Origin of the sequence: Mesorhizobium sp. M5C.F.Cr.IN.023.01.1.1 (genome assembly GCF_003997585.1) — a bacterium.
GTDB classification, from domain to species: Bacteria; Pseudomonadota; Alphaproteobacteria; order Rhizobiales; family Rhizobiaceae; genus Mesorhizobium; species Mesorhizobium wenxiniae.
This window is the reverse complement of sequence record NZ_RZSU01000059.1, coordinates 1-24,567: the sequence shown is the minus strand read 5'-3', so window position 1 is coordinate 24,567 and position 24,567 is coordinate 1. Positions and strand designations below refer to the sequence as shown.

The 24,567-nt window shown below is 64.1% G+C and carries 18 protein-coding genes; 11 read left to right on the top strand and 7 right to left on the bottom strand.

Features of this window, described 5'->3' with window-relative positions:
• Positions 1-20 precede the first annotated feature (20 nt).
• From pmtA to dnaK, 3 genes are all read right to left on the bottom strand, one after another.
• A complete protein-coding gene (gene pmtA, locus EOA78_RS21980) occupies positions 21-626 on the bottom strand; it encodes a phospholipid N-methyltransferase PmtA (protein ID WP_127316953.1) in 606 nt (201 codons plus the stop codon).
• A 142-nt stretch (positions 627-768) separates the two neighbouring features.
• Positions 769-1,896, bottom strand: a complete 1,128-nt coding sequence (gene dnaJ / locus EOA78_RS21975) for a molecular chaperone DnaJ (RefSeq protein ID WP_127316952.1) — start codon at positions 1,894-1,896, stop codon at positions 769-771.
• Between the two features lie 212 nt (positions 1,897-2,108).
• Positions 2,109-4,025, bottom strand: a complete 1,917-nt coding sequence (gene dnaK, locus EOA78_RS21970) for a molecular chaperone DnaK (protein ID WP_127316951.1) — start codon at positions 4,023-4,025, stop codon at positions 2,109-2,111.
• A gap of 586 nt (positions 4,026-4,611) precedes the next feature.
• Here dnaK and EOA78_RS21965 point away from each other — a divergent pair.
• From EOA78_RS21965 to EOA78_RS21945, 5 genes are all read left to right on the top strand, one after another.
• Positions 4,612-6,555 carry a hypothetical protein gene (locus tag EOA78_RS21965; protein ID WP_245477637.1) on the top strand — a complete coding sequence of 648 codons (1,944 nt, stop codon included), beginning with the start codon at positions 4,612-4,614 and terminating at the stop codon, positions 6,553-6,555.
• Between the two features lie 10 nt (positions 6,556-6,565).
• Positions 6,566-10,126 carry a hypothetical protein gene (locus tag EOA78_RS21960; RefSeq protein ID WP_127316949.1) on the top strand — a complete coding sequence of 1,187 codons (3,561 nt, stop codon included), beginning with the start codon at positions 6,566-6,568 and terminating at the stop codon, positions 10,124-10,126.
• A 151-nt stretch (positions 10,127-10,277) separates the two neighbouring features.
• On the top strand, positions 10,278-10,955 hold the full coding sequence (gene rpe, locus EOA78_RS21955; protein WP_127316948.1) for a ribulose-phosphate 3-epimerase: 678 nt from the start codon (positions 10,278-10,280) through the stop codon (positions 10,953-10,955).
• Positions 10,956-11,120: 165 nt separating this feature from the next.
• The gene (locus EOA78_RS21950) at positions 11,121-12,491 is read left to right on the top strand and encodes a malonyl-CoA decarboxylase (protein ID WP_127316947.1); all 1,371 of its coding nucleotides are present in this window, start codon (positions 11,121-11,123) and stop codon (positions 12,489-12,491) included.
• On the top strand, positions 12,488-14,014 hold the full coding sequence (locus EOA78_RS21945; RefSeq protein WP_127316946.1) for a malonyl-CoA synthase: 1,527 nt from the start codon (positions 12,488-12,490) through the stop codon (positions 14,012-14,014). Before EOA78_RS21950 ends, EOA78_RS21945 begins: the two co-directional genes overlap by 4 nt.
• 8 nt (positions 14,015-14,022) lie before the next feature.
• Here the strand turns inward: EOA78_RS21945 and nagA are convergent, their stop codons facing one another.
• From nagA to EOA78_RS21925, 4 genes are read right to left on the bottom strand one after another with little or no spacing between them, the layout of a single operon-like run.
• Positions 14,023-15,198: an N-acetylglucosamine-6-phosphate deacetylase gene (gene nagA, locus EOA78_RS21940; protein ID WP_127316945.1), complete on the bottom strand. Its 1,176-nt coding sequence runs from the start codon at positions 15,196-15,198 to the stop codon at positions 14,023-14,025.
• Positions 15,195-16,241, bottom strand: a complete 1,047-nt coding sequence (locus tag EOA78_RS21935; RefSeq protein WP_127316944.1) for an SIS domain-containing protein — start codon at positions 16,239-16,241, stop codon at positions 15,195-15,197. Before EOA78_RS21935 ends, nagA begins: the two co-directional genes overlap by 4 nt.
• Positions 16,238-17,020, bottom strand: a complete 783-nt coding sequence (locus tag EOA78_RS21930; RefSeq protein ID WP_127316943.1) for a GntR family transcriptional regulator — start codon at positions 17,018-17,020, stop codon at positions 16,238-16,240. Before EOA78_RS21930 ends, EOA78_RS21935 begins: the two co-directional genes overlap by 4 nt.
• Positions 17,017-17,898: an N-acetylglucosamine kinase gene (locus EOA78_RS21925; RefSeq protein WP_127316942.1), complete on the bottom strand. Its 882-nt coding sequence runs from the start codon at positions 17,896-17,898 to the stop codon at positions 17,017-17,019. The genes EOA78_RS21930 and EOA78_RS21925 overlap by 4 nt, the downstream gene beginning before the upstream one ends.
• Before the next feature lie 200 nt (positions 17,899-18,098).
• On the opposite strand from EOA78_RS21925, the gene EOA78_RS21920 reads away from it, so the two are divergent.
• From EOA78_RS21920 to EOA78_RS21895, 6 genes are all read left to right on the top strand, one after another.
• Entirely contained in the window at positions 18,099-19,055 is a 957-nt protein-coding gene (locus EOA78_RS21920; protein WP_127316941.1) for an N-acetylmuramic acid 6-phosphate etherase, read from the top strand.
• 2 nt (positions 19,056-19,057) lie between these two features.
• Positions 19,058-20,317 (top strand): ABC transporter substrate-binding protein, encoded by a 1,260-nt coding sequence (locus EOA78_RS21915; protein WP_127316940.1) that lies wholly within the window; start codon positions 19,058-19,060, stop codon positions 20,315-20,317.
• A 242-nt stretch (positions 20,318-20,559) separates the two neighbouring features.
• Positions 20,560-21,483 (top strand): sugar ABC transporter permease, encoded by a 924-nt coding sequence (locus EOA78_RS21910; RefSeq protein WP_127316939.1) that lies wholly within the window; start codon positions 20,560-20,562, stop codon positions 21,481-21,483.
• 10 nt (positions 21,484-21,493) lie between these two features.
• Complete coding sequence (locus tag EOA78_RS21905; protein WP_127316938.1) at positions 21,494-22,333, top strand: carbohydrate ABC transporter permease; 840 nt, start codon at positions 21,494-21,496, stop codon at positions 22,331-22,333.
• Positions 22,330-23,391 carry a Gfo/Idh/MocA family oxidoreductase gene (locus tag EOA78_RS21900; RefSeq protein ID WP_127316937.1) on the top strand — a complete coding sequence of 354 codons (1,062 nt, stop codon included), beginning with the start codon at positions 22,330-22,332 and terminating at the stop codon, positions 23,389-23,391. Before EOA78_RS21905 ends, EOA78_RS21900 begins: the two co-directional genes overlap by 4 nt.
• Before the next feature lie 31 nt (positions 23,392-23,422).
• Positions 23,423-24,421 carry an ABC transporter ATP-binding protein gene (locus EOA78_RS21895; protein WP_127316936.1) on the top strand — a complete coding sequence of 333 codons (999 nt, stop codon included), beginning with the start codon at positions 23,423-23,425 and terminating at the stop codon, positions 24,419-24,421.
• Positions 24,422-24,567: the final 146 nt, after the last annotated feature.

Here is a 24,567-nt window from a genome sequence, read left to right as displayed (position 1 = left end):
TCTCAAATCCCAAATACTGATCAATGCGCCGCGCGCCGGTAGATCCACAGCTGCGTAGGCGGGATGTTGCGGATGACGAAATGGAAATGCTCGACCGTGTAGTCGCCGCGGCCGGGCGGGATCGGCGACAGCGGGCCGTAGGTCAGCTGCACTATCGGGCGGCCTGTCGGGATGCGGTCGAGAAGGCTTTCGACATAGGCGATGCGCTGGGCGACCGGGAAATTGAGCAATGGCACGCCGGAGACGACCGAATCGAAGGTCAGGCCGCTCTTGTCGCCGAGTGTCGCATCGAGATTGAAGGCGTCGCCCTCGATGACGTTGACGCCGGGATAGAGCTGGCGCAGATGGCGTACGAAATCGGGGGAGTATTCGACAGCGTAGAGATTTTCAGGCTTTACGCCCTGGGCGAGGATGGCTCGGGTGATGACGCCGGTGCCAGGCCCGACTTCGAGCACCGGCAGGCCCGAGTTCGGGTTGACGACGGAGGCCATCTTGCGGGCCGTGATGGAACTGGTCGGCACGATCGAACCGACCGCCTTCGGCTTGTCGATCCAGCCCTTGAAGAACTTCAGTTCGTCGTCGAACTTTTCCGCCAGCGCCTTTCGCAGTCCGGGACCATGTGCCATGCAAGTTCTCCTGAACGCTCCCCCGAGAGGCTACTTAGCAGCTACGGGGTTCAAGGCAAGGCGGACGCCGGTATAAGATGTTGAGGACGCTAGGTAAGCCTCGCCTTGATTGCACTCTACACCGGATTGGCGAGAATAGGCATCAGCGCTCGCCGAAGGTTTCGAAAAAGTCCTTCATGCGGGCGAAAAAGCCGCTCGACTGCGGCGAATTATCCTTCGAGGAAAGCTGCTCGAACTCCTCCAGCAACTCGCGCTGCCGGCGGGAAAGGTTCTGCGGCGTCTCGACCGCGGTCTGGATATAGAGATCGCCGACATTGTGCTGGCGCAGCACCGGCATGCCCTTGCCCTTGAGGCGGAACTGGCGGCCGTTCTGGGTACCCTCCGGCACCTTCACTTTCGTCTGGGTGCCGTCCAGCGTCGCCACCTCGAAGGAACCGCCAAGCGCTGCCGTCGTCATCGAGATCGGCACCTTGCAGTAGAGATCGGCGCCGTCGCGCTGGAAGAATTCGTGCGGCTTGACCGCCAGGAAAATATAGAGATCGCCCGACGGGCCGCCGCGCAGGCCAGCCTCGCCCTCGTTGGCAAGGCGGATGCGGGTGCCGTCCTCGATACCGGCCGGAATGTTGACCGACAGCGAGCGCTCCTCGGTTACGCGGCCCTGGCCGGCGCATTTCGGGCACGGCTCCTTGATGGTCTGGCCACGCCCCTGGCATTGCGGACAGGTGCGCTCAATCGAGAAGAATCCTTGCGTGGCGCGCACCTTGCCATGGCCATTGCACATCGAGCAGGTGACGGGCTGGGTGCCGGGCTTGGCGCCGCTGCCGGAGCATTCTGTGCAGGAGATCGAGGCCGGCACGTGGATCTGTGCTGTCTTGCCGGTAAACGCCTCCTCAAGCGTGATTTCCATATTGTAGCGCAGGTCGGCGCCGCGCTCGCGCCCGCCTGAGGATCGGCGCTGGCGCCCGCCCATCATGTCGCCGAAAATATCCTCGAAGATGTCGGCGAAGCCGCCAGCGCCGAAGCCTTGTGCGCCGCCATTCATGCCCTGTTCGAAGGCAGCGTGGCCGAAACGATCATAGGCCGCGCGTTTCTGCGGGTCCTTCAGCGTCTCGTAGGCTTCGTTGATTTCCTTGAACTTGTGCTCGCAGGAATGGTCGCCGGGATTGCGATCGGGGTGGAACTGCATAGCGAGCTTGCGGAAAGCGCTCTTGAGCTCCTTCTCGTCGGCCCCCTTTTTCACACCCAACGTTTCGTAGAAATCAGCTTTCATCTTTTCCTGCAGTCCGGATATTCAACGTCTTGAAGCTTTGTTGCGTCGTTTGCCGGCACGCTGTTCCGATTTAGGTGCGATGGCGCCTGGATGCCAGTGTCGACGCGGGCTTGCTCGCATTTTTTCGATCAGGCCCGCACTTTTTCGGGCCAGAGTTGCAAAAAAGCCCGGCTTTGTGCCGGGCTTTCTGCGATAATCTGCCGTCAGACCGCTCAGGCCGACTTCTTCTTGTCGTCGTCCTCGTTGATTTCCTCGAAATCGGCATCCACCACGTCGCTGTCCTTGGCGGCATCCGCCTTGGCGTCAGCCTCCGCGGCTTCCTTCTGCGAAGCTTCGTACATGGCTTGGCCGAGCTTCATCGAGGTTTCGGCGAGGGCCTGGGTCTTGGCTTCGATCTCGGCCGCGTCGTCGCCTTCGGCAGCAGTCTTCAGCGCCGCGATCGCATCGGCGATCGCCGTGCGGTCGGCCTCGGAAACCTTCTCGCCATACTCCTTCAGCGACTTCTCCGAGGAATGCACCAGCGCCTCGGCCTGGTTGCGGGCCTCGACCAGTGCGCGCCGCTTCTTATCGGCCTCGGCATTTGCTTCGGCGTCCTTCACCATCTTCTCGATGTCGGCGTCCGAAAGGCCGCCAGACGCCTGGATGCGGATCTGGTGCTCCTTGCCGGTGCCCTTGTCCTTGGCCGAGACGTTGACGATGCCGTTGGCGTCGATATCGAACGTGACCTCGATCTGCGGCACGCCACGCGGCGCCGGCGGAATGCCGACCAGGTCGAACTGGCCGAGCGCCTTGTTGTCGGCGGCCATTTCACGCTCGCCCTGGAAGACGCGGATGGTCACGGCCGACTGTGAATCCTCGGCCGTCGAGAACACCTGGCTCTTCTTGGTCGGGATCGTCGTGTTGCGCTCGATCAGCCGCGTGAACACGCCACCCAGCGTCTCGATGCCAAGCGACAGCGGCGTCACGTCCAGCAGCAGCACGTCCTTGACGTCGCCCTGCAGCACGCCGGCCTGGATGGCGGCGCCCAATGCGACGACCTCATCCGGATTGACGCCCTTGTGCGGCTCCTTGCCGAAGAACTGCTTCACGATCTCCTGGATCTTGGGCATGCGAGTCATGCCGCCGACCAGGACGACCTCGTCGATTTCGCCGGCCTTGAGGCCGGCATCCTTGAGCGCCGCCTTGCAGGGATCGATCGTGCGCTGGACGAGATCCTCGACCAGGCTCTCGAACTTCGCCCGCGTCAGCTTCAGCGTCAGGTGCTTGGGACCGGTGGCATCGGCAGTGATGAAGGGCAGGTTGATCTCGGTCTGCGTCGTCGACGACAGCTCGATCTTGGCCTTTTCGGCCGCTTCCTTGAGGCGCTGAAGGGCGAGCTTGTCGCTGCGCAGGTCGATGCCCTGTTCCTTCTTGAACTCGGCCGCCAGATATTCGACCAGACGCATGTCGAAATCCTCGCCGCCGAGGAAGGTGTCGCCATTGGTCGACTTCACCTCGAAGACGCCGTCGCCGATTTCGAGCACCGAAATGTCGAACGTGCCGCCGCCAAGGTCATAGACGGCAATAGTCTTGCCTTCCTTCTTGTCGAGGCCGTAGGCAAGTGCGGCCGCGGTCGGCTCGTTGATGATGCGCAGCACTTCCAGGCCGGCGATCTTGCCGGCATCCTTGGTGGCCTGGCGCTGGGCGTCGTTGAAATAGGCCGGAACGGTGATGACCGCCTTCTCGACCTTCTCGCCGAGATAGGCTTCCGCCGTTTCCTTCATCTTCTGCAGGATCATTGCCGAGATCTGGCTGGGCGACTGCTTCTTGCCGCCGGCCTCGACCCAGGCGTCACCATTGTCGCCCTTGACGATCTTGTAGGGGACAAGCTTTTTGTCCTTTTCCGTCACCGGATCGTCATAGCGGCGGCCGATCAGGCGCTTGACCGCGAAGATGGTGTTTTCGGGATTGGTGACCGCCTGGCGCTTGGCCGGCTGGCCGACGAGGCGCTCGCCGTCGCTGTTGATGGCGACGATGGAAGGGGTCGTGCGCGCGCCTTCCGCATTCTCGATGACCTTCGATTCCTTGCCGTCCATGATGGCGACGCAGGAGTTGGTGGTCCCCAGATCGATACCGATTACTTTTGCCATTTTTCTAATCTCTCCGCTAAGCAGGCTCTCAGGACCCGTACAGGCGTTCCGACGAAAGCCCCTGTTCACAAGAAATTCCGCTTCGGCAACCGGCATTCCGGCGCCGAACGGCTTGGCGCGTATATAAGAACAGGCTGCGCGGCGCGCAAGCATTCTGCGCAAGGCATCCAACATCCTTTTCTTGGGCCGGCCGGGGTTCTCCGGCCATGGCTCCCATGAACCTTTCCGCATCCGTTCGCGACCGACACCAAGGTGCGCTGCATGGTGCGGCCCTGGAAAGGAAAGCCCTATGACTGGATATCCAGAGCCTTCGCGGTCTCCGGGAACTCGGCGCGACCACCGCTTTTACGACGGGGTCGATACGCCAGGTTTTCCGCTGATTCCGTTGACCACGCGTAAGTGCCGGCATATCGTGACTACGAGGAAAGCAGACAATTCGATCAGGGAAAAACGTGCCGGAACGCCGCGCCTTGCCCTGATTTGCGCGGAAACGCCGGATGTTTCTCCCGTCGCCCGCGGGGGGAATCCTATGTCTTGCGACCACGGCGCGTTCGTGCGCTCTCGTGCTGGCCGTTTGCGCCAAGCGATGCAACTAGCCAGCGGCTTTCTGGCGCTGGCGCTCGCTACCACCCTGTGGTTTGGCGGTGCCGTCCAGGCGCAGGAAACGCAGATCATCCATCCAGGCTCAATGGCGGTGACCGGATTTTCCGGTACCGTCATTCCTGATTTCGAACAGGTTTCCAATTTCGCAGAGGACCCCAATTTCGAAGAAGGCCTGCCGCCGGGCGTCGAGCCGGTCGACGAAACCTTTATCGACACGACGCGTGCAACCTTGCGCGTTTTCGATGTTTCGAGGCTGGGCGGGCCGGCCTCCGGCCAGCTCGTCTTCACGCCGCCACCCTTCGAAGTGACGGCCGGGCAGATCGGCCAGGTGTTCGCCATCACCTATGACGACGGTGTCCGCGATGGCGCTCCCTCAGGCATTCCGAACCTCTATGCCGGGGCCACCTCGTTGCACGGCATCCGCATTGTCACATCAGACGAAGATGCGGACGGTCGTCCCGAGCGGCAGCGTCGCGGTGCTGCCGGCGCCACCTTCATGGACGGCCAGTTCGGCACTGAGAACGGCGGCGGACCGGGCACGATCTGGAAGATCGACGGCATTACCGGCCAAGTGAGCAAATTCGCCGACATCGACACCAACAGCGGTCCCGGCATTGGCGACGTCACCTTCGACAATATCCACCGCCAGTTCTTCGCCAGCGACCTCGACACCGGTCTCATCCATCGCATCGATGCCAACGGAGCCCTGGTCGACACGTTCGACCACGGCGTTGCCGGGCGCCCGGCGCACCGGCTAGCCCCGCTTGCCGACGATGGCTCGGCAATGGACATCGAGGGCGCTGCCTTCGACAGCGAAGACCCCGACAGCTGGGGCTATACGCAGGATGAGCGCCGCGTCTGGTCCGTCGCCTATCATGGCGCCCGGCTCTATTATTCGGTTGGTGAAAAGGCCGAGATCTGGTCGGTGGGTATCGCCCGCGACGGCAGCTTTGCCGGCGACCCGCGCTGGGAACTGACAGTCAAGGCCGACAAGGACCACGTCGTCACCGATATCGCTTTCGATATCAGCGGCTTCATGTACCTGGCGCAGCGCGGCCCGGTGGAAAACCGCTACGACTACAGCCGGTTCGCCGATTCCGGCGAAGGGGAGGTCATCCGCTATTGGCGCGAAAACCCGGACGATCCGGCGACTGAATCAATCTGGGTGGAAATGCCGCAGGACTATGTAATCGGCTTCCCCGAGGACAACCAGCAGTCGGCCGGCGGCCTCGACCTGCAATATGGCTATGACGCTGACGGCAATCTCGACACTTCAGTCTGCACTGAGACGCTGGTCAAGACCGGCGACAAATTGCGTGATAACCCGGCACTTGCCGAACAGCTTGCCGGCGGCGGGCCGCTCGCCATGCACGGCGTGCAGATCACGCCGACGGCGCTGGTCAGGCCGGCCAACATCCCGCCCTTCGGCTCATGGTTCGTCGACTTCGACGGCTATTTCGAAGACCCCGAGGTTGAAGCTCATGTCGGCGACGTCGAGGTCTGGCACCCCTGCGAGGGCCGTGCCGGCTATTACGAGCAGATACCGGGCGGCGGTTACCTACCGCCTTTCTATCCGCCCGACTTTCCGCCCCCCGGTGGCGTGCCTCCTTGCCTCGACGTCGAGGATGTCAGGTACTTCTGCACGCCCTCCGGCCTCGAGGCCGAGCTCCATCTCCGCGACCCTGCCGGCTTTGGCAGCGATTCGATCAAGGCTTTGTCCAGGACATCAGACGTCGGGGTGATTTCACCCCAATCGCACGCTCCCGGCACGGCCTACACGATCGGCATCACCGGCCATTATCCTGGCGACACGGTCGACGTCGGGCTCTGCTTCTACAGGCAGTCCGACCGCGATAGGGGCGGCTACTTCCCTTGCTGCAAGATGACCGTGCCGCTCAGAACCCCAGCCGTCAGCTGCGAACGTTGAGGAGGGGGAGATGAGCATTTCAATTTCCCCGCTTGCGACGATCATGAAACCGCTGTCACTCGCCAGGCGCGGTGCGCGCTGGCTGATGGCAGCGGGGATCGCGGTCGCCATGCTGGCCCCGGCGCAAGGCTTCGCCCAGGACGTGGTTCCGGTCCAGACCAGCCGGGCCGACATCGACAAGCCCGCCCGTTCCGGTCCGCTCGAAACCGCCAGTCCGGATTTCGGGCTCGACCTCGACAATCCGCGCATCGTCAATCCGCGGCCCGGCCGGGTCGTGCCTTTCTTCACCAAGAAAGGCAGACAACGAGGCTGCGACTATGTCGTATATTCCCTGAGCTTCGGCCTGCGCGGCAAGCCGCAGGCTTTTGCCAACCCAGGCCTCGTGGCCGCGCTGGAAAATGCCAGGATCGACTTCAAGGACCAGCTTCCGCATGGCCTGCGGATCGTCGGCGTGCATGTGTCCGGCGACGGCACGGATGCGTCGGGCGGACCGCTGCCCGGTGCCTCGATCAGCACGTCGGCAAACCCGAACGATACGGCTGGTGTTTCCGATTTCCGGATCTCCGCCTCCGATCTCGACGGCGTCGGCGCCCCCAACGAGCGCATCATCAATTTCCAGATCACCGCCAGGATCGACCATGCGGCGTTTGCCTCGCCGGCGACCATCGACAATCAGGGCGTTATCGAGATGACTGTCGGACCCGGCACCGGGACCATCATCCCGTCGCAGGACTCGGCCAAGCCGGACGACGGCAATTTCCTCACCGGCGAAAAAACCTCGATCAAGATCGACTTGACCAAATGCAACCCGCCGCCACCACCTCCCGGCAAGGATTGCTTCAAGGTGGAACGAGGCACGGTCGATTGCGTACCCGGCGGCGGCGCCTTCATCTATCACATGCCGGTCGGCGCCGAGATGGGTGGCAAATGGGTGCAGCTTTCGACGACGACACCCGGGATCACCATCGTCCCCGACACGCAATTGGTGCCGGCGGGCGGCGGTGTGCTCGACTGGAAGATCGTCGGTGCCTCACCCGGCGACGTCATCCACCTCGTCGTCACCGGCATCGAAACCTATGCCGGCCCGGAGGAGGGCTGGGGCCTGTGCTGCACGCAGACGATCGAAATCGTCATTCCACGTGACAAGAGGTGCCCGCCCAAGGACAAGGAACCGGATCTGAAAGTCGAAAAACGCGCCGATGTCCCGCGTTGTACGATGGGTGGCGGCTGCGACTTCACCATCAGGATCACCAATGTCGGCGCCGGGCCGTATCACGGCAAGATCGTTCTCGACGAGGTAATCTTGCCGGCCGGCTCCACACTCGATTCAGGACCGAATGCGCCCTGGGCCTGTGCGCCGGCGGCCACCCCGATGACCTGCACCCATCCAGCGACCACGCTCAACCCGGGTGCCTCCGTCGACCTCAAGCTCGGCTTCAAGCCGGCCGCAGGTTGGCAAGGCCGCGTCTTGCGCAACTGTGCCGCCTTTAATTATGGGGCCGGCGGCAAGCCGCTGTTCGGCAGCCAGCAAAACGACCGCGGCTGCGCCTCGATCCCGATCTGCCGGCGTGGCGACCGTGACCGCGACTGCCGGCCACCGGTGGAAAAGAAGGTCGATCTGATTCTGAAGAAGCGCGCCCGCACCCCGGTCTGCACGGCCGATGGTGTCTGCACCTTCGTGATCGACATCATCAACAACAGCAGCGTGCTCTATGACGGGCCGCTGACGGTCACCGACACCTATTTGGGCGGCGCGCCGGCATCATCGAGCTTCGGCCCTACCCCGCCTTGGACATGCGGACCGAACGGCCCCGGCCAGTTCCGTTGCGACAATGTCGGCACCGTGCTCCCGCCGGGCGCGTCGACGCCGATCTTCGTCAAGGCGGTGATGCCGGCCGGTTACCGTCCAGACACCGTCGAGAACTGCGCTGAGGTTAAGGCCATCCCCGGTGAGAGCGACCTCACCAACAACCGGGCCTGCGCCAAGCAACGCATCCGTCATCCCGATGGCGGCAAGCCGGCCATGCGCATCACCAAGCTGTGCGGCGGAGCGCTGGCCGGTGCTGCGGCCGTCACCTGCCGCATCACCGTCATCAGCGCCGGCACCGCTCCCCCCACCGGCCCGGTGCGGGTCAACGATGCCGCGACGCTGGTCGCCGGCGGAGCGCCCGTGCAGATCCAGACCGTCATCCCTGACGGCGCGGAATGGGCGTGCGGACCGGTTCCGGCCAATACGCTGTCGTGCCAGATTCCCGGCGCCGTCATGTCGCCCGGAACCAGCCGCCACTTCGATGTGACGGTTGCCGGCAATGGCGCGTTCGAGAACTGCGCACGCGGCTCCTACGGCCCGGCGCCGGGAGACGACATCGTCTATCCGATCGGCAGGGCCTGCGCCAAGGGTGGCGGCGTCTCGACCATCCGTGTCGAGAAGACCGGTGATGCCGAGTGCCGGATCGGCCGGCCCTGCTCATTCGAGATCACCATCGCGAACGATGGGCAAAACGCCTTCTCCGGTCCGGTTCGGATCGGTGATGCGATCGGCGTCGAAGGCCTAGGCCGGCTGGAAGGCATTACCATCACATCGATCGACCCGCCCTTCGGCTGCGAACCGGAACCGGCGACCTTGCCTGCGTCCTGCATCGCCAACTTGACGCTTGGCGCCGGGGAAGGCCACGTTCACCGTGTGACCGTAATCATTCCCGACGACGGCCGCCTGGCCAATCTGCAGGGCACCGTCAGCGGCCAGAACTGCGTCGGCGTGCTGTCCCCCGACACGCCGGTGCGAGGTGCGGGCGAAGTGCTCTCCCGCGACCCGGCCAATGTGCAGGGCGATCGCAAGGCCTATGCCTGCCATCCCTTCACCATCAAGCGTGAGGTGAAGAAGGAGTGCTCGGCCGGCCTCGTCATGAACGACGCCGGCCGGTGCGTCTGCCCGGAAGGCACCACTTTCCGCAACGGCGAGTGCTCGTCGGGTGGCGGCACGGTCATCATACCGAAGCCGAACGAGCGCTGCCTGCCGCTCAAGGGCCAGATCCGGACCACCGACGGGCGTTGTGCCTGCCCGCGCGGAACCAAGCTGGAGAACCGCAGGTGCGTGTCGACCGACGAGCCGCCGGCACGCCTGTGCAAGCTGCTGCCCGGTCAGATCCGCACCAAGAACGGCGACTGCGTCTGCCCGAGACGGACGGAACTGCAGGGCAGGGCCTGCGTGCCGATCGTCAAGAAGCCGACCGTTGAACAGTGCACCATCCGGGGCCAGGTCCACAACAAGCGCGGCGCTTGTGTCTGCCCGCGCGGGACCGAGGTGATCAGAGGCGCATGCCGCCGGCCGCAGTTGGAGTGTGCGCCTGGCTCACGGCTGATCAACGGCCGGTGCCAACCGATAATCAACCGGCGCTGCCCGGTCGGGACGGTCGGCCAGTTTCCGGAATGCACCCCGATCCGCAGAAGGCCGGGCTTGGAGATCAATCCGAACCTCTTGAACCCGGACATCCTGCAACAGCTTGTGCCGAGGCAAAAGCAACGAATTCCACGACAGCAGAATCCGGCGCGCAACAGCATATTGAACTAACCATTCGCACCCACAAGGCCCCGCCGGCCTTGGCGCCGACATCGGACGCCATAGCGCCAGGAACAAACCGGCTTCCCCTTTTCGGGATCATGGTCTAGCAGTCGACCCAGACGATGCGCCCGCAACCTCGGGCGCCTGGAAAGGCCGGATCATGAGCAAAAAAACCCTGATCGCGCCATCGGTGCTTGCGTCGGATTTTTCGAAGCTCGGCGACGAGGTCGAGGCGGTGGCGGCGGCCGGCGCCGACTGGATCCATCTCGACGTCATGGACGGGCATTTCGTGCCCAACATCACTTTCGGCCCACCGGTGATTAAGGCGATCCGCAACCGCACCAGGGCCTTCTTCGACTGCCATCTGATGATCGCGCCGGCCGACCCCTATCTGGGGGCTTTCGCCGAAGCCGGCTGCGACGGCATTACAGTGCATGCCGAGGCCGGGCCGCATCTCGACCGTTCGCTGCAGACGATCAGGAACCTCGGCAAGAAGGCCGGCGTGTCGCTCAATCCGGCGACGCCGGAATCGGCGGTCGAATATGTGCTCGACCGGCTCGATCTGATCCTGATCATGACCGTCAACCCGGGTTTTGGCGGCCAAGCCTTCATTCCGGGGGTCGTCGACAAGGTGAAGCGGGTGAAGGCGCTGATCGGCAATCGGCCGATCCGGATCGAGATCGACGGCGGCATCTCGCCGCAAACGGCACCTTTGGTCACCGCCGCCGGCGCCAGCGTGCTGGTCGCCGGTGCAGCCATCTTCAAGGGCGGCAGCGTTGAAGCCTATCGGGGGAACATCGAGGCGATCAGGACAGCGGCCGACCGGGCGGCCGGCTGACGCTGCCGGCGTCGTTACCAGAACGCGCCGTCTCGTCAGCCGGTCAGGAATTCGTTGGCCGACGCCGGTGCGCTTGTGCTCCTGACATACGGTCCCATATTCTAGTGTCTCACCCTCATGCCTCTTCGGACCTTCCCGCAGGGCGCCTCTTCGACGGTCGGATCGATGAACCGCAGCCCTTTCTTCGCTGACCTGCTGAACACCATCGCCGATCGCGGCCGGATGATGCTGAACCTCGTTCGCGGTGACGAGCCGGTCTCGGCCGACAGCCTGGGGCGTCTGTGCGCCCGTCTGCTTTCCAGTCAGGGCGAGGCATCGGGCGTCGCCTATGCCCGGGAAATCCTTGAGCGCTGGCGCACCCTCGGCGCCGACGGAAGGCTGGCTTTCCTGCATGTGCTGCGCGATCGTTTCGGCACCGATCATGCCAAGCTTGCCGCCGCGGTGGATGCCTATTGCGCCGCGCCCGACGATCGCTCGGCACTTACCCTGCACGATGCCGCCGAACCGGCAAGACAGGAGCTTCTGCGTCGCCTGAACCTGGCGCCCGGCGGCATCGAGACGCTGGTGCGCATGCGCCAGGATCTGCTTGCCTGGCTGCCCACATCGCCCGATCTCGCCATCGTCGATGCCGACTTCACGCACCTCCTGTCGTCATGGTTCAACCGCGGCTTCCTGGTGCTGCGGCGGATCGACTGGTCGACGCCAGCCAACATTCTGGAAAAAATCATCCGCTACGAGGCGGTGCACGCCATCCACACCTGGGACGATCTGCGCCGCCGGATCGAACCCGACGACCGGCTCTGCTATGCGTTCTTTCATCCGCAACTCGGTGACGAGCCGCTGATCTTCGTCGAGGTCGCGCTCACCCGGGCGATGCCGACGACAATCGCCGAACTGCTTGCCGACGAGCGGCCGCTGGTGCAGCCACGGCAGGCCACGACGGCAGTGTTCTATTCCATCTCCAACTGCCAGGAGGGCTTGCGCGGCATCTCGTTCGGCAACTTCCTGATCAAGCAGGTGGTCGAGGACCTGCGCCGCGACCTTCCCGGCCTGACCGATTTCGTCACACTGTCCCCGGTGCCGGGCTTTGCCCGCTGGCTGGCCGAGCAGGCCGAAACCATCCCCTCCGCCGCCGAAGTGCTGGACCTCGTCGCCAACCAGGGTTGGCACGCGGATGCTACCGTGCGCGACCGCGTGGGCCAGGCCCTGCTTCCTCTTGCGGCGCAGTATTTCCTCGAAGCCCGCACCGCCTCCGGCAAGGTGATCGATCCGGTCGCCCGGTTCCATCTCGGCAATGGCGCGCGGCTGGAGCGCATCGACCTTTTCGGCGACCTGTCGCCCCGCGCCTTACGTCAGGCGCATGGCCTGATGGTCAATTATCGCTATAAGCTCGACGATATCGAGAAGAACCACGAGCTGTTCGCCGCCAGGAACGATGTGGCGGCCGCGCCCGCTGTGCGCCGCCTGATGCCGAAACCGGCGAGACCGGCCGCACCTCCGCTTCCGGCGCTTGCCCAGCCTCGGAGGGATGCATGAGCAACCATTTGTTCGACGCTTTCCGCGCCGGGATGCCGGAGCCCGAGCGTCTGTTGATGGAGACGGATGACGGGCGCTCGATCACCTATGGGGATATGCTGGCGCAGTCCGCGCAACTGGCACATGCGCTTCTGCAATTGGGCGTAGAACCCGGCGACCGCGTCGCCGTCCAGGTCGAGAAGAGCCCCGAGGCGGTCCTGCTCTATCTCGCCTGCCTGCGTGCCGGTGCGGTCTTCCTACCGCTCAACACCGCCTACACGCTGACCGAGCTCGAATACTTCTTCGGCGATGCCGAGCCGCGACTGGTCGTCTGCGATCCGGCACGGGCAGCCGATATCGGAACCTTGGCGGAGAGATCGGGCGCTGTCGCAGTCACGCTCGGCGGCAATGGCGAAGGCTCGTTGCTGAATCAGGCCTCGCGGCAGTCTTCGGATTTCCACGACGTGGTGCGCGGGCCGGACGATCTTGCGGCGATCCTGTACACGTCGGGGACCACCGGCCGCTCGAAAGGCGCCATGCTCAGCCATGAGAACCTCGCCTCGAATGCGCGGGTTCTGGTCGACCAGTGGCGCTTCACCGCCGCAGACGTCTTGATCCACGCGCTGCCGATCTTCCACACGCATGGCCTCTTCGTCGCCACCAACGTCATTCTGATGGCCGGCGCCTCGATGCTGTTCGAAACCAGGTTCGACCCGGCCCGCATCGTCTCGCTGCTGCCGCGGGCCACGGCGCTGATGGGCGTGCCGACCTTTTATGTGCGCCTGTTGCAGCAGGACGGCTTGAATCGGCAAGCGGCGAAAAACATCCGCCTGTTCGTTTCCGGGTCGGCGCCGCTGCTGGCCGATACGCACAAGGCCTGGCGCCAGCGCACCGGCCATTCGATCATCGAGCGCTACGGCATGACCGAGACCAACATGAACACGTCGAACCCCTATGATGGCGAGCGGCGCGCCGGCACGGTCGGCTTCCCCTTACCCGGCGTCGCGCTGCGCATCGCCGACCCCGAGAGCGGCGAAACACTTGCCCAAGGCGAGGTCGGCATGATCGAGGTGAAGGGCCCCAATGTCTTCGGCGGCTATTGGCGCATGCCGGAAAAGACCAAGGCGGAATTCCGCGAAGACAGTTTCTTCATCACCGGGGATCTCGGCCTGATCGACGCCGACGGCTATGTCCACATCGTCGGGCGCGGCAAGGATCTGATCATTTCCGGCGGCTACAACATCTATCCGAAGGAGGTCGAGAGCGAGATCGACGCGCTGCCCGGCGTCGCCGAAAGCGCTGTCATCGGCGTTGCCCATCCGGATTTCGGCGAAGGCGTCACCGCGATCGTGGTGCGGACGCCGGCCTCGACCATCACCGCTGCCGAGATCGTCGGCGCCATCGCCGGGCGGCTGGCGAAATTCAAGCACCCGAAGCAGGTGATCTTCGTCGACGAACTGCCGCGCAACACGATGGGCAAGGTGCAGAAGAACCTGCTGCGCGAAACCTACAAGGACCTCTACGCTCCGGCCAAAGCCGGCTGACGTTAAGGTTACACCCAGTTGGCGCCGACCCCGAAAACCCTGTCGCCTTCTATCCAGACGCCCTTGACGTCCAATTCGTCCGACAGCGCAACGATATCGGCGGCGGTGCCGTTGGCAAAACGCCCGAGCCGGTGCGACTGGCCGATCGCCTGCGCCGGATAGAGCGAAGCCGTGCGCAGCGCCTCCGACAGGTCCAGTCCGACGACGCGGTGGACGAAGCGCACCGCGGAGATCATGTCGAGATCGGCGCCCGCCAGTGTCCCGTCGGCTAGCCGCAGGCTGCCGTCCTTGCGGTAGATGGTGCGGCCGTTCAGCGTGAACGAGGTCATATCCGTGCCGATCGTCGCCATGGCGTCGGTGACCAGGAAAATTTGTGCCGGACCCTGCTTGGCGCGCAGCGCGATGGCCATGGTGGCGGGATCGACATGGATGCCGTCGGCGATGATGCCGGCAAACAACGTGTCCGTATCGATGGCGGCACCCGCCAACCCCGGCTCACGATTGCCGATCTGGCTCATGGCGTTGAACAGATGGGTGACCATTGTTGCGCCGGCATCGGCGAACGCGCGCGCCTTGGCATAGCCGGTGTCGGAATGGCCGAGGCTGACAACGATGCCGGCCTCGGCGAGCGCCGAAACACGCACGGTGTCGACGGATTCCGGCGCGATCGTGGTCAGCAGCACCGGCAGAGTTCTTCGCGTCGCAATCAGCATCGCCTGGTCGGCATCCAGCATCGGCCGGATCAGCGCCGGGTCATGGGCGCCCTTGCGGGCGATCGACAGATGCGGGCCTTCGAGATGCAGCCCCAAAAAACCCGGCACCTTTTGCCGTGCGGCCTCGGCTCCGGCGGCAACCGCCGCTGCGGTGATGGCAGGCGTGTCGGTGATCAGCGTCGGCAACAGCGCGGTCGTACCGAACGGCGCGTGCGCCCGGCAGATGGTTTCGATCGAGGCGACATCAGGATGGTCGTTGAGCATGACCCCGCCGCCGCCATTGACCTGCAGGTCGACGAAGCCCGGCGCAAGCATGCCGCCGCCGGTTTCGATACACTCGACACCGGATGGAACGGCGCCGACGGCAACGATGGCTTCGACGAGGCCGTCACGCACGACAAGCGCGGCATCGTCGTGCCAGTCGTCGCCGTCGAATATCCGGGCCCCAGTCAGGGCAAAACGGTCGCTCATATGGTTTCCGTCACCTTGCGCAGATTGGGCGGCGTGTCCGGATCGAGGCCGCGATGGCGGGCAAAGGCCTCGACGAAGCCATAGAAGGACACGATCAGCGCCAGCGGGTCGGTCAGCGGATGGCCGGTGGCGACATGCGGCAGGTGCTGAGCGCTTTTCGCCTTGTCCGAGGTCACAAAGACGGCCGCGCCCTTGGCCGCCAGGCTGTCGGCGGCCTCGGCAACCGACGGCTCGGAAGCATCGCGGGCGGCGAGCGCCAGCACCGGGAAATCAGGCCCGACCAGTGCCAGCGGGCCATGCATCACTTCGGCAGCACTATAGGCCTCGGCGTGCATGGCACAGGTTTCCTTGAACTTAAGCGCCGCTTCATTGGCGATCGCAGCGGACGGACCGCGACCTAGGATGAACAGCGATTTCGGCGTCTCAAGGGCGCTGGCCAGCGCCATCCAGTCGCAGGCGATCGCCTTGCGGAAATGTTCCGGCAAACGGGCGAGCGCCGCCAGCAACTTGTCGTCGCCGGTGCTATGCGCCATCAAAGCGAGGCCGGCGACGGCCGAATTGACGAAGGTCTTCGTCGCCGCGACGCTGCGTTCCGGGCCGGCCAGAATGTCGATCGCATAATCGGAGGCCCGCGCCAGCGGCGAATCGGCGGTGTTGGTGATGGCGACGGTCAGCGAACCGCCGGCTCTCGCGGCTTGCGCCATGGCGACGATGTCCGGGCTCTTGCCCGACTGCGAGATCGCCAGGCAAGCCGAGCCGCCGAGCTTGAGCTTGGCGCCATAGATCGAGGCGATCGATGGGCCGACCGAAGCGACGGCGAGGCCGGCGGTCAGCTCCACCGCATACTTCATGAAGGTGGCGGCATGGTCGGAGGAGCCGCGCGCCACGGTGACGACGAACTGCGGATCGCGCTCGCGAATGCCGCGCCCGGCCTCCGTCAGCACCGCTGCCGAGCCGTCGAGCAGGCGCGCGGTGGCCTCCGGGATCTCCTCGATCTCGCGCCGCATATGGGTGTCACCCTTTTGGCTGCTCGTCGCGCTCATGGCCGGCCCTCTTCGCCCGGCCCGCTCAGCCGGAGTTCGGCGACGAAATCATAGGCGTCGCCTCTGTAGATGGAGCGGGTGAATTCGATAACCTTGCCGCTCGCCAGATAGGAAATTCGCTCGATGTGCAGCCCGGCAATGCCTGGCGGCACTTCGAGCAGGCGCGCGTCATCGTCGCCGAGATTGGCGGCGGAGATGCGCTGCACCGCCCGAACCGGTCGATTGCCGGTTGTTTCCAGCGCAGCATAGAGCGACGACCCAATTCCTGCCGGGTCCGGCAGCACGCTGGCCGACAGTGCGGCGCGTTCGATCGCCAACGGCGTATCGTTGGCGATGCGCAGGCGCGCCACGCGTGCCACCAGCTCGTTCGACGACAGGCCAAGCACCATCATCTCGTCCGGCGAGGGCGCATAGAGGCCGCGATCGAGCCAGGCTGAACGGACAGCCATGCCGCGCCGCGCCATGTCCTCGGTGAAGGACGTCAGCCGCGACAGCGACTGCTCGACGCGCTCCATGCGCGGCGCGACGAAGGTACCGGAGCCGTGGCGCTGGACGAGGATGCCGCCCTTGACCAGGTCCTGAACCGCCTTGCGCACGGTGACGCGCGAAATGTCCGCCTTGCTGGCGATGTCGCGCTCGGAAGGCAGCGCGTCGCCCGGTCCGATCAGGCCGCGATTGACCGCGTCCTCGATGCTCTTCCTGAGCTGCAGATAGAGCGGTGCGCCGCTTTGCGCCGAGTGTTTCAGGGTCGCGAAGATCTGGTCGGCGGCTTCGCTCATCGTGCCGCCTCCGCAGTCCTCGAGAATACACGAACCGCCATCTGCACCGCGCCGCCCAGCGCATCGTCGAGCGGCGGCTTCAGCAGCGCCCGGTAGCGCGCCGACAGACGTGGTGCATAGAGCGGCGCCAGTCCGCCGAGCAAGCAGAGCGGATCGTTGCTGCCGAGATCGAGCACGCCAAGTGCGGCCTCGACATCGGCGACCGCCTTGTCGAGGATCCAGTTGGCGACGACATCGCCCTTTTCGGCATGCTCGAAGACCTTGGGCGCGAAGCCGCCGAAATCGCCGGGCTTGGCGTTGGTGGTGAACTCGACCAAATCCTCGGGATTGTCGCGGAAGATGGCGAGTATGGCCTGTGTCAGCGGCGATCCCTGGCGAATGCCGTCATAGGCGAGCAGTGTCTGTTCGAGCAGGTCGCGGCCGATGCGGGCGCCGCTGCCCTGGTCGCCGACCTGGAATCCCCAGCCGCCGATGGCGCGCGACTTGCCTTGTCTGCGCGCCATATAGGCGGTGCCGGTGCCGAGGATGGCCATGGCGCCGTCACCGGAGCCGACCGCGCCTTCCAGGGCGATCTCGGCGTCGGTCTCGACACGGCTGATACTGAACGGCAGGATTGCTTCGAGCTGCTGCCTGTAGGTTCCGACATTGGCGCCGGCGAGGCCGAGGATGGCCGGGGTCTGCGGGATCATTTCGGGGTCTTGTCCGGCGGCGACAAAGGCCTGTTTTGCCGCCTCGACGATGTTGGCCCTGGCGCCGGTTAGATCGGTACGAATGTTGGCCGCACCGCTCTTGGCGCGGCCGACGACGGTGCCGTCCACTGTTGCCAGAGCCGCCCTGCAGCTGGTGCCGCCGCCATCGATGCCAAGCACGAGATTCACACGATTTCTCCTCCGGGCGGATAATACCAATAAAATACCAATAGCCAAGGGTTAATTTCCGTTTCAAAAAGATTAAGCCGTAGATGATTGAAAAACCTGCGCAATTTGCCAGGAAGCCAGTTCCGAGGCAGGGAAATCGCTAATGCATGTGGACAAGTGGTATTTTTTTGGTATTGTTTTCTGGATTGGAGGGAAAGCGGATGGCCGAAACGCGCACCGAAGCGCTTCACCAGAATGCCGAGGGGCTGGACATCCAGGCTCCTGACGCCATCCTTTCCTCTTTGGCCAACGCGCAGATCGAGGCCGCCAAGGCGGTGCACGGCGCCATTCCCGCCATCGCCAAAGCGGCCGAAATCATCGCCAGCCGGCTGAACAGCGGCGGCAAGCTCGCTTACGCGGCGGCCGGCAGCTCGGGCCTGATGGCGCTGGCCGATGCGCTGGAACTGCCTGGCACCTTCGGCATTCAGCGCGACCGTATCGCCATCCTGATCGCCGGTGGCGACGATGCGTTCCAGACACTGGCCGGCGGGCCGGAGGACGACACCGATGAAGCCTCGGCCGCGGTTGCCGCTGCCGGCCTGGGCGAGGGCGACTGCCTGATCGCGGTCTCGGCCAGCGGCTCGACGCCCTATGCCGTCAGGGCGATCGAGGACGCCAGGCGCCGCGGCGCGGCGACCATCGCCATTGCCAACAACAAGGATGCGCCGCTGCTTCGGCTGGCCCATATCGCCATATTGCTCGAAACGCCGCCCGAGCTGATCGCCGGCTCGACGCGCATGGGCGCCGGCACCGCCCAGAAGATCGCGCTCAACATGCTGTCGACGCTGGCCGCCATCCATCTTGGCCATGTGCATGACGGCTACATGGTCAACCTCATGGCCGACAACATCAAGCTGCGCGACCGCGCCGCACGCATCGTCGCCGCCATCAGCGGGCGCGACAGGGACGATGCGGCGCGCCTGCTCGAGAAGAGCGGCGGCGGCGTCAAGACTGCCATTCTGCTCGCCGCCGGCGCCGCCAGCGCCGATGCGGCCGAGAAGATACTGGAAGGAACCGGCCAGAAGCTGCGCCCGGCGCTTTCCGCGATCGAGGGGAGCATGGGGCAGAAAGCCTCTGTTCTCAAAACCGAACCTGAAAAAGGTCAACAGGGAGACTGAGCATGACAACGAAACTACTGACGGCACTTCTTCTCGGCACCAGCATTCTCGGCTCCGCCGGAATGGCCTACGCCCAGGACGCAACGCTCAACATCGAAAGCTGGCGCGGCGACGACCTTGCCATCTGGAAGGACAAGCTGATTCCGGCTTTTGAGGCCAAGAACCCGGGCATCAAGGTGGTGTTCGCGCCGTCGGCGCCGACCGAATATGACGCCGCACTCGGCGCCAAGCTCGCCGCCGGCTCGGCGGGCGACCTCATCACCTGCCGCCCGTTCGACAAGTCGCTGGAACTCTTCAAGAAGGGCAATCTCGCCGATCTGTCGGCGCTGCCTGGCATGGAGAACTTCTCTCCGGTGGCCAAGTCAGCTTGGCAGACCGACGACGGCAAGGCGACGTTCTGCGTGCCGATGGCCTCGGTCATCCACGGCTTCATCTACAACAAGGACGCCTTCGACCAGCTCGGCATCAAGGTGCCGGAGACCCGCGACGAATTCTTCGCCGCGCTCGACAAGATCAAGGCCGACGGCACCTACATCCCGATGGCGATGGGCACCAAGGATCTCTGGGAAGCAGCGACCATGGGCTACCAGAACATCGGCCCGAACTACTGGAAAGGCGAGGATGGCCGGACAGCGCTGATCAAGGGCGAACAGAAGCTGACCGACCCGCAGTGGGTCGCCCCGTATGAAGAACTTGCCAAGTGGAAGCCCTATCTTGGCGACGGCTTCGAGGCGCAAACCTATCCGGACAGCCAGAACCTGTTCACGCTCGGCCGCGCCGCCATCTACCCGGCCGGCTCGTGGGAAATCGGCCTGTTCAACACCCAGGCGCAGTTCAAGATGGGCGCCTTTCCGCCGCCGGTCGAGAAGGCCGGCGACACCTGCTACATCTCCGACCACACCGACATCGGTATGGGCCTGAATGCAGCCTCGAAGAATGCCGATGCGGCCAAGACCTTCCTGTCCTGGGTCGCTTCGCCTGACTTCGCCACCATCTACGCCAACGCGCTGCCGGGCTTCTTCAGCCTGAACTCCACCCCGGTGAAGATGGAAGATCCGCTTGCCCAGGAATTCGTCTCCTGGCGCGACAAGTGCAAGTCGACGATCCGCTCGACCTACCAGATCCTGGGGCGCGGTACGCCGAACCTCGAGAACGAGACGTGGGTTGAATCGGCCAACGTCATCAACGGCACGGTCACGCCGGAAGCTGCCGCCAAGAAGCTGCAGGACGGCCTCGACAGCTGGTATAAGCCGGCGAAGTAAGAGCGCGGCGAAGCGCTATCTCCCCCCTCGAGGGGGAGATGTCGCCGAAGGCGACAGAGGGGGTCGGTGAAAGCAGGCTGCGACCTGATCGTTGCCGGAAGGCGCGATCGAAAACACGATGGCGCACTGCCTCGGCCGACCCCACCCGCCTCGCTTCGCGAGGCACCCTCCCCTCGAGGGGGAGAGAGGCGCCGCACCCTATGGCGGCAATTGCAAGAACCTGATCGGCGGGGACCGAACGCATGGCCGCAGCACCGAAACGACCGTTCCGCTGGCATATCGTCGTCTTCCTGGCGCCGGCGGTGCTGGTCTATACGGCGATCATGATCCTGCCGCTGGCTGGTACGCTGCAGCTCTCGCTGTTTCGCAACATCGACCAGGCTCAGGTCTTCGTCGGGTTCGAAAATTTCCGCAGGCTGTTCGGCGATCCCAACTGGTCGGTCAATTTCTGGAACGCACTGCGCAATAACGTCTGGTTCTTCATCATTCACATGGTCGTGCAGAATCCGATCGGCGTCCTGCTGGCTGCACTGCTGTCCAGCCCGCGGCTGAGATTCTCCGCCTTCTACCGCACAGCCATCTTCGTGCCGACGATCCTGTCCTTCGTCATCGTCGGCTTCGCCTGGAAGCTGATCCTGTCGCCGTTGTGGGGCGTGGCGCCGAATCTGATGGATCTTGTCGGCCTCAAAAGCCTGTTCACGCCGTGGCTGGGCAAGGAGCAATATGCGCTGACCACGCTCAGCCTGATCTCGGTGTGGCAGTTCGTCGGCATCCCGATGATGCTGATCTATGCGGCATTGCTGTCGATCCCCGACGAGGTGATCGAAGCGGCCGAATGCGACGGCATCACCGGCATGTCGCAATTCTGGAAGATCAAGCTGCCGCTGATCCTGCCGTCGATCGGCATCATCTCGATCCTGACCTTTGTCGGCAATTTCAACGCTTTCGACCTGATCTATACCGCGCAAGGCGCGCTGGCCGGGCCGAACTATTCGACCGATATCCTCGGCACCTTCCTCTACCGCGCCTTCTTCGGCTTCCAGCTGCAAATCGGCGACCCCAATATGGGCTCGGCGATCGCCACCATGATGTTCCTGATCATCCTCGGCGGCGTCTGCGTCTACCTCTTCCTCATCCAGACGCGTCTGCGTCGCTACCAGTTCTGAGGCGCCAGACATGAGCACGGCAACCAGTTCCCTGCCCCGCACCATCGGCGCCCATGCGGTGCTGTTGACCTACACGGTGATCGCGCTGTTTCCGGTGATCATCGTCATCGTCAATTCGTTCAAGTCGCGCGGCGCGATCTTCGGTACACCGCTGGCGCCGCCGACCCCGAAAACCTTCGACCTCATCGGCTACACCACCGTGATCGGGCAGGGCGATTTCATCCACTATTTCCAGAACAGCCTTGTCGTCACCGTCGCTTCGCTGTTCTTCGTGCTGCTGTTCGGCGCGATGGCCGCGTTCGCGCTGTCGGAATACCGCTTCCGCGGCAATTCGCTGATGGGACTCTACCTGGCGCTCGGCATCATGATCCCGATCCGCCTAGGCACCGTCGCCATCCTGCAGCTGATGGTGGCGAGCGGGCTGGTCAACACGCTGACGGCGCTGATCCTGGTTTATACGGCGCAAGGCCTGCCGCTGGCCGTCTTCATCCTGTCGGAATTCATGAAGCAGGTGTCCGACGATCTGAAGAATGCCGGGCGCATCGACGGCCTGTCGGAATACACCATCTTCTTCCGGCTGGTGCTGCCGCTGGTCCGGCCATCGATGGCGACGGTCGCGGTCTTCACCATGATCCCGATCTGGAACGATCTGTGGTTCCCGCTGATCCTGGCGCCGTCGGAGGAGACCAAGACGGTGACGCTCGGCGCCCAGCTGTTCCTCGGCCAGTTCGTCACCAACTGGAACGCTATCCTGGCCGCATTGTCGCTGGCGATCATGCCGGTGCTGATCCTCTACGTCATCTTCTCGCGGCAACTGATCCGCGGCATTACTTCGGGAGCGGTCAAGTGAGCGCCGAAAAACCTCTTCGCGTCGTCGTCGGCGGCCTCGGCAATATGGGCCGCAGCCATGCGCTTGCCTATCACACCAATCCGGGCTTTGAGATCGCGGCTCTGGTCAACCGTTCCGACGTGCCGCTGCCGGCCGAGCTTTCCACCTATGATATAAGGCGCTCCTTCGACGAGGCGCTGCGCGACGAAAGACCCGATGTCGCCTGCATCGCCACCTATTCCGACAGCCATGCCGACTATGCGGTGAGGGCGTTGGAGGCCGGCTGCGATGTCTTCGTCGAAAAGCCGCTGGCGACGACGGTCGCGGATGCCAAACGCGTCGTCGCCGCGGCCAAGGCCAACGGCAGAAAACTGGTGATCGGCTACATCCTGCGCCATCACCCGTCCTGGATCAGGCTGATCGCCGAGGCGCGGAAGCTCGGCGGCCCTTACGTGTTCCGCATGAACCTCAACCAGCAATCCTCAAGCCATAGCTGGGAGACGCACAAGCAATTGATGCAGACGACGTCGCCGATCGTCGATTGCGGCGTGCACTATCTCGACGTCATGCTGCAGATTACCGACGCCCGGCCGGTCGAGGTGCGCGGCATGGGGCTGAGGCTGACCAACGAGATAGCACCCACAATGTACAATTACGGTCACCTGCAGGTGCTGTTCGACGACGGCTCGGTCGGCTGGTACGAGGCCGGCTGGGGGCCGATGATCTCGGAGACAGCCTTCTTCGTGAAGGACGTGATCTCGCCAAATGGCTGCGTGTCGATCGTCATGAAAGAGGGCGTCAAATCCGACGACATCGACACCCATACCAAGACCTCGACCATCCGCCTGCACAGTGCGGCGACCGGCGCGGACGGCAAGTTCGCCAAGCCGGATGAGATACTGTCGATGGAAGGCGAACCCGGCCATCAGGATCTCTGCGACCTCGAACAGGCTTTTCTGCTCAGAGCGGTCCGCGAGGATCTGGACCTCACCCGCCATATGGACGACGCGGTGAAGTCGCTCGCCGTCTGCCTTGCCGCCGACGAGAGCGTTCGCAGCGGCGCCCCAATCAGACTCTAGACCAGTCAATCTCTAGAACAGGAACGACGCCATGGGCTCGCTGAACATCGAGAATGTGAAGAAGGCTTTTGGGCCGGTCGAGGTGCTGAAGGGCATCAACCTCGAAGTGACCGATGGCGAATTCGTCGTCTTCGTCGGCCCCTCCGGCTGTGGCAAGTCGACGCTGCTCAGGGTCATCGCCGGGCTGGAGGATTCGACCTCGGGCCGCGTGGTCATCGACGGGGCGGACGTCTCCGCAACCCCGCCAGCCAAACGCGGCATCGCCATGGTGTTCCAGACCTACGCGCTCTACCCGCATCTGACGGTGAAGAACAATATGGGCCTCGGCCTCAAGCAGGCGGGCACGCCGGCGGCCGAGATCGACCGCCGCATCGGCATCGCCTCCTCGATGCTGTCGCTGGAACCCTATCTCTCGAGGCGGCCGGCCGAGCTGTCAGGCGGCCAGCGCCAGCGCGTCGCCATCGGCCGCGCCGTGGTGCGCGAGCCCAAGCTTTTCCTGTTCGACGAGCCTTTGTCGAACCTCGATGCAGCACTGCGCGTCAACACCAGGCTGGAGATCGCGCAATTGCACCGCCGGCTGAAGGCGACGATGATCTATGTCACCCACGACCAGGTCGAGGCGATGACGCTGGCCGACAAGATCGTCGTGCTCAACGCCGGAAAGATCGAGCAGATCGGCGGACCGATGGAGCTTTATAATTCGCCGGCCAATGAGTTTGTCGCCGGCTTCATCGGCTCACCAAAGATGAATTTCGTCGACGGCGCCAGGCTTGGTGAGACGGCGAAGACCATCGGCGTCCGTCCCGAGCACCTGACCGTCGATGCGAAATCCGGCGCCTGGAAAGGCACGGTCGTCCATGCCGAGCATCTCGGCGCCGACACCAACCTCTATCTCGACTGCGAGAAGGCCGGGCTGATCACCGTGCGCATTTTTGGCGCCTACAACGCCGAACCGGGAGCCACGCTTTATGCGACGCCGGATCCGGCAAAGACCTACCGGTTTGCGGCCGACGGGAAGGTGCTGAAGTAGCTGGTGCCGACTCCCCTTCTCCCCTTGTGGGAGAAGGTGGCCGAGCCCACGGGTCTTGCCTCCGGCAAGCCCGAGGACAGGCTCAGCTCGGTCGGATGAGGGGTGTTGGAAGGATCGCTACGCTGAAGGCGGAGGCGACTAAAATC

Excerpts from the sequence above, each read along its gene's own strand:
- pmtA (WP_127316953.1), bottom strand. The coding sequence starts at position 626 with ATGGCACATGGTCCCGGACTGCGAAAGGCGCTGGCGGAAAAGTTCGAC.
- dnaJ (WP_127316952.1), bottom strand. The coding sequence starts at position 1,896 with ATGAAAGCTGATTTCTACGAAACGTTGGGTGTGAAAAAGGGGGCCGAC.
- dnaK (WP_127316951.1), bottom strand. The coding sequence starts at position 4,025 with ATGGCAAAAGTAATCGGTATCGATCTGGGGACCACCAACTCCTGCGTC.
- EOA78_RS21965 (WP_245477637.1), top strand. The coding sequence starts at position 4,612 with ATGCAACTAGCCAGCGGCTTTCTGGCGCTGGCGCTCGCTACCACCCTG.
- EOA78_RS21960 (WP_127316949.1), top strand. The coding sequence starts at position 6,566 with ATGAGCATTTCAATTTCCCCGCTTGCGACGATCATGAAACCGCTGTCA.
- rpe (WP_127316948.1), top strand. The coding sequence starts at position 10,278 with ATGAGCAAAAAAACCCTGATCGCGCCATCGGTGCTTGCGTCGGATTTT.
- EOA78_RS21950 (WP_127316947.1), top strand. The coding sequence starts at position 11,121 with ATGAACCGCAGCCCTTTCTTCGCTGACCTGCTGAACACCATCGCCGAT.
- EOA78_RS21945 (WP_127316946.1), top strand. The coding sequence starts at position 12,488 with ATGAGCAACCATTTGTTCGACGCTTTCCGCGCCGGGATGCCGGAGCCC.
- nagA (WP_127316945.1), bottom strand. The coding sequence starts at position 15,198 with ATGAGCGACCGTTTTGCCCTGACTGGGGCCCGGATATTCGACGGCGAC.
- EOA78_RS21935 (WP_127316944.1), bottom strand. The coding sequence starts at position 16,241 with ATGAGCGCGACGAGCAGCCAAAAGGGTGACACCCATATGCGGCGCGAG.
- EOA78_RS21930 (WP_127316943.1), bottom strand. The coding sequence starts at position 17,020 with ATGAGCGAAGCCGCCGACCAGATCTTCGCGACCCTGAAACACTCGGCG.
- EOA78_RS21920 (WP_127316941.1), top strand. The coding sequence starts at position 18,099 with ATGGCCGAAACGCGCACCGAAGCGCTTCACCAGAATGCCGAGGGGCTG.
- EOA78_RS21915 (WP_127316940.1), top strand. The coding sequence starts at position 19,058 with ATGACAACGAAACTACTGACGGCACTTCTTCTCGGCACCAGCATTCTC.
- EOA78_RS21910 (WP_127316939.1), top strand. The coding sequence starts at position 20,560 with ATGGCCGCAGCACCGAAACGACCGTTCCGCTGGCATATCGTCGTCTTC.
- EOA78_RS21905 (WP_127316938.1), top strand. The coding sequence starts at position 21,494 with ATGAGCACGGCAACCAGTTCCCTGCCCCGCACCATCGGCGCCCATGCG.
- EOA78_RS21895 (WP_127316936.1), top strand. The coding sequence starts at position 23,423 with ATGGGCTCGCTGAACATCGAGAATGTGAAGAAGGCTTTTGGGCCGGTC.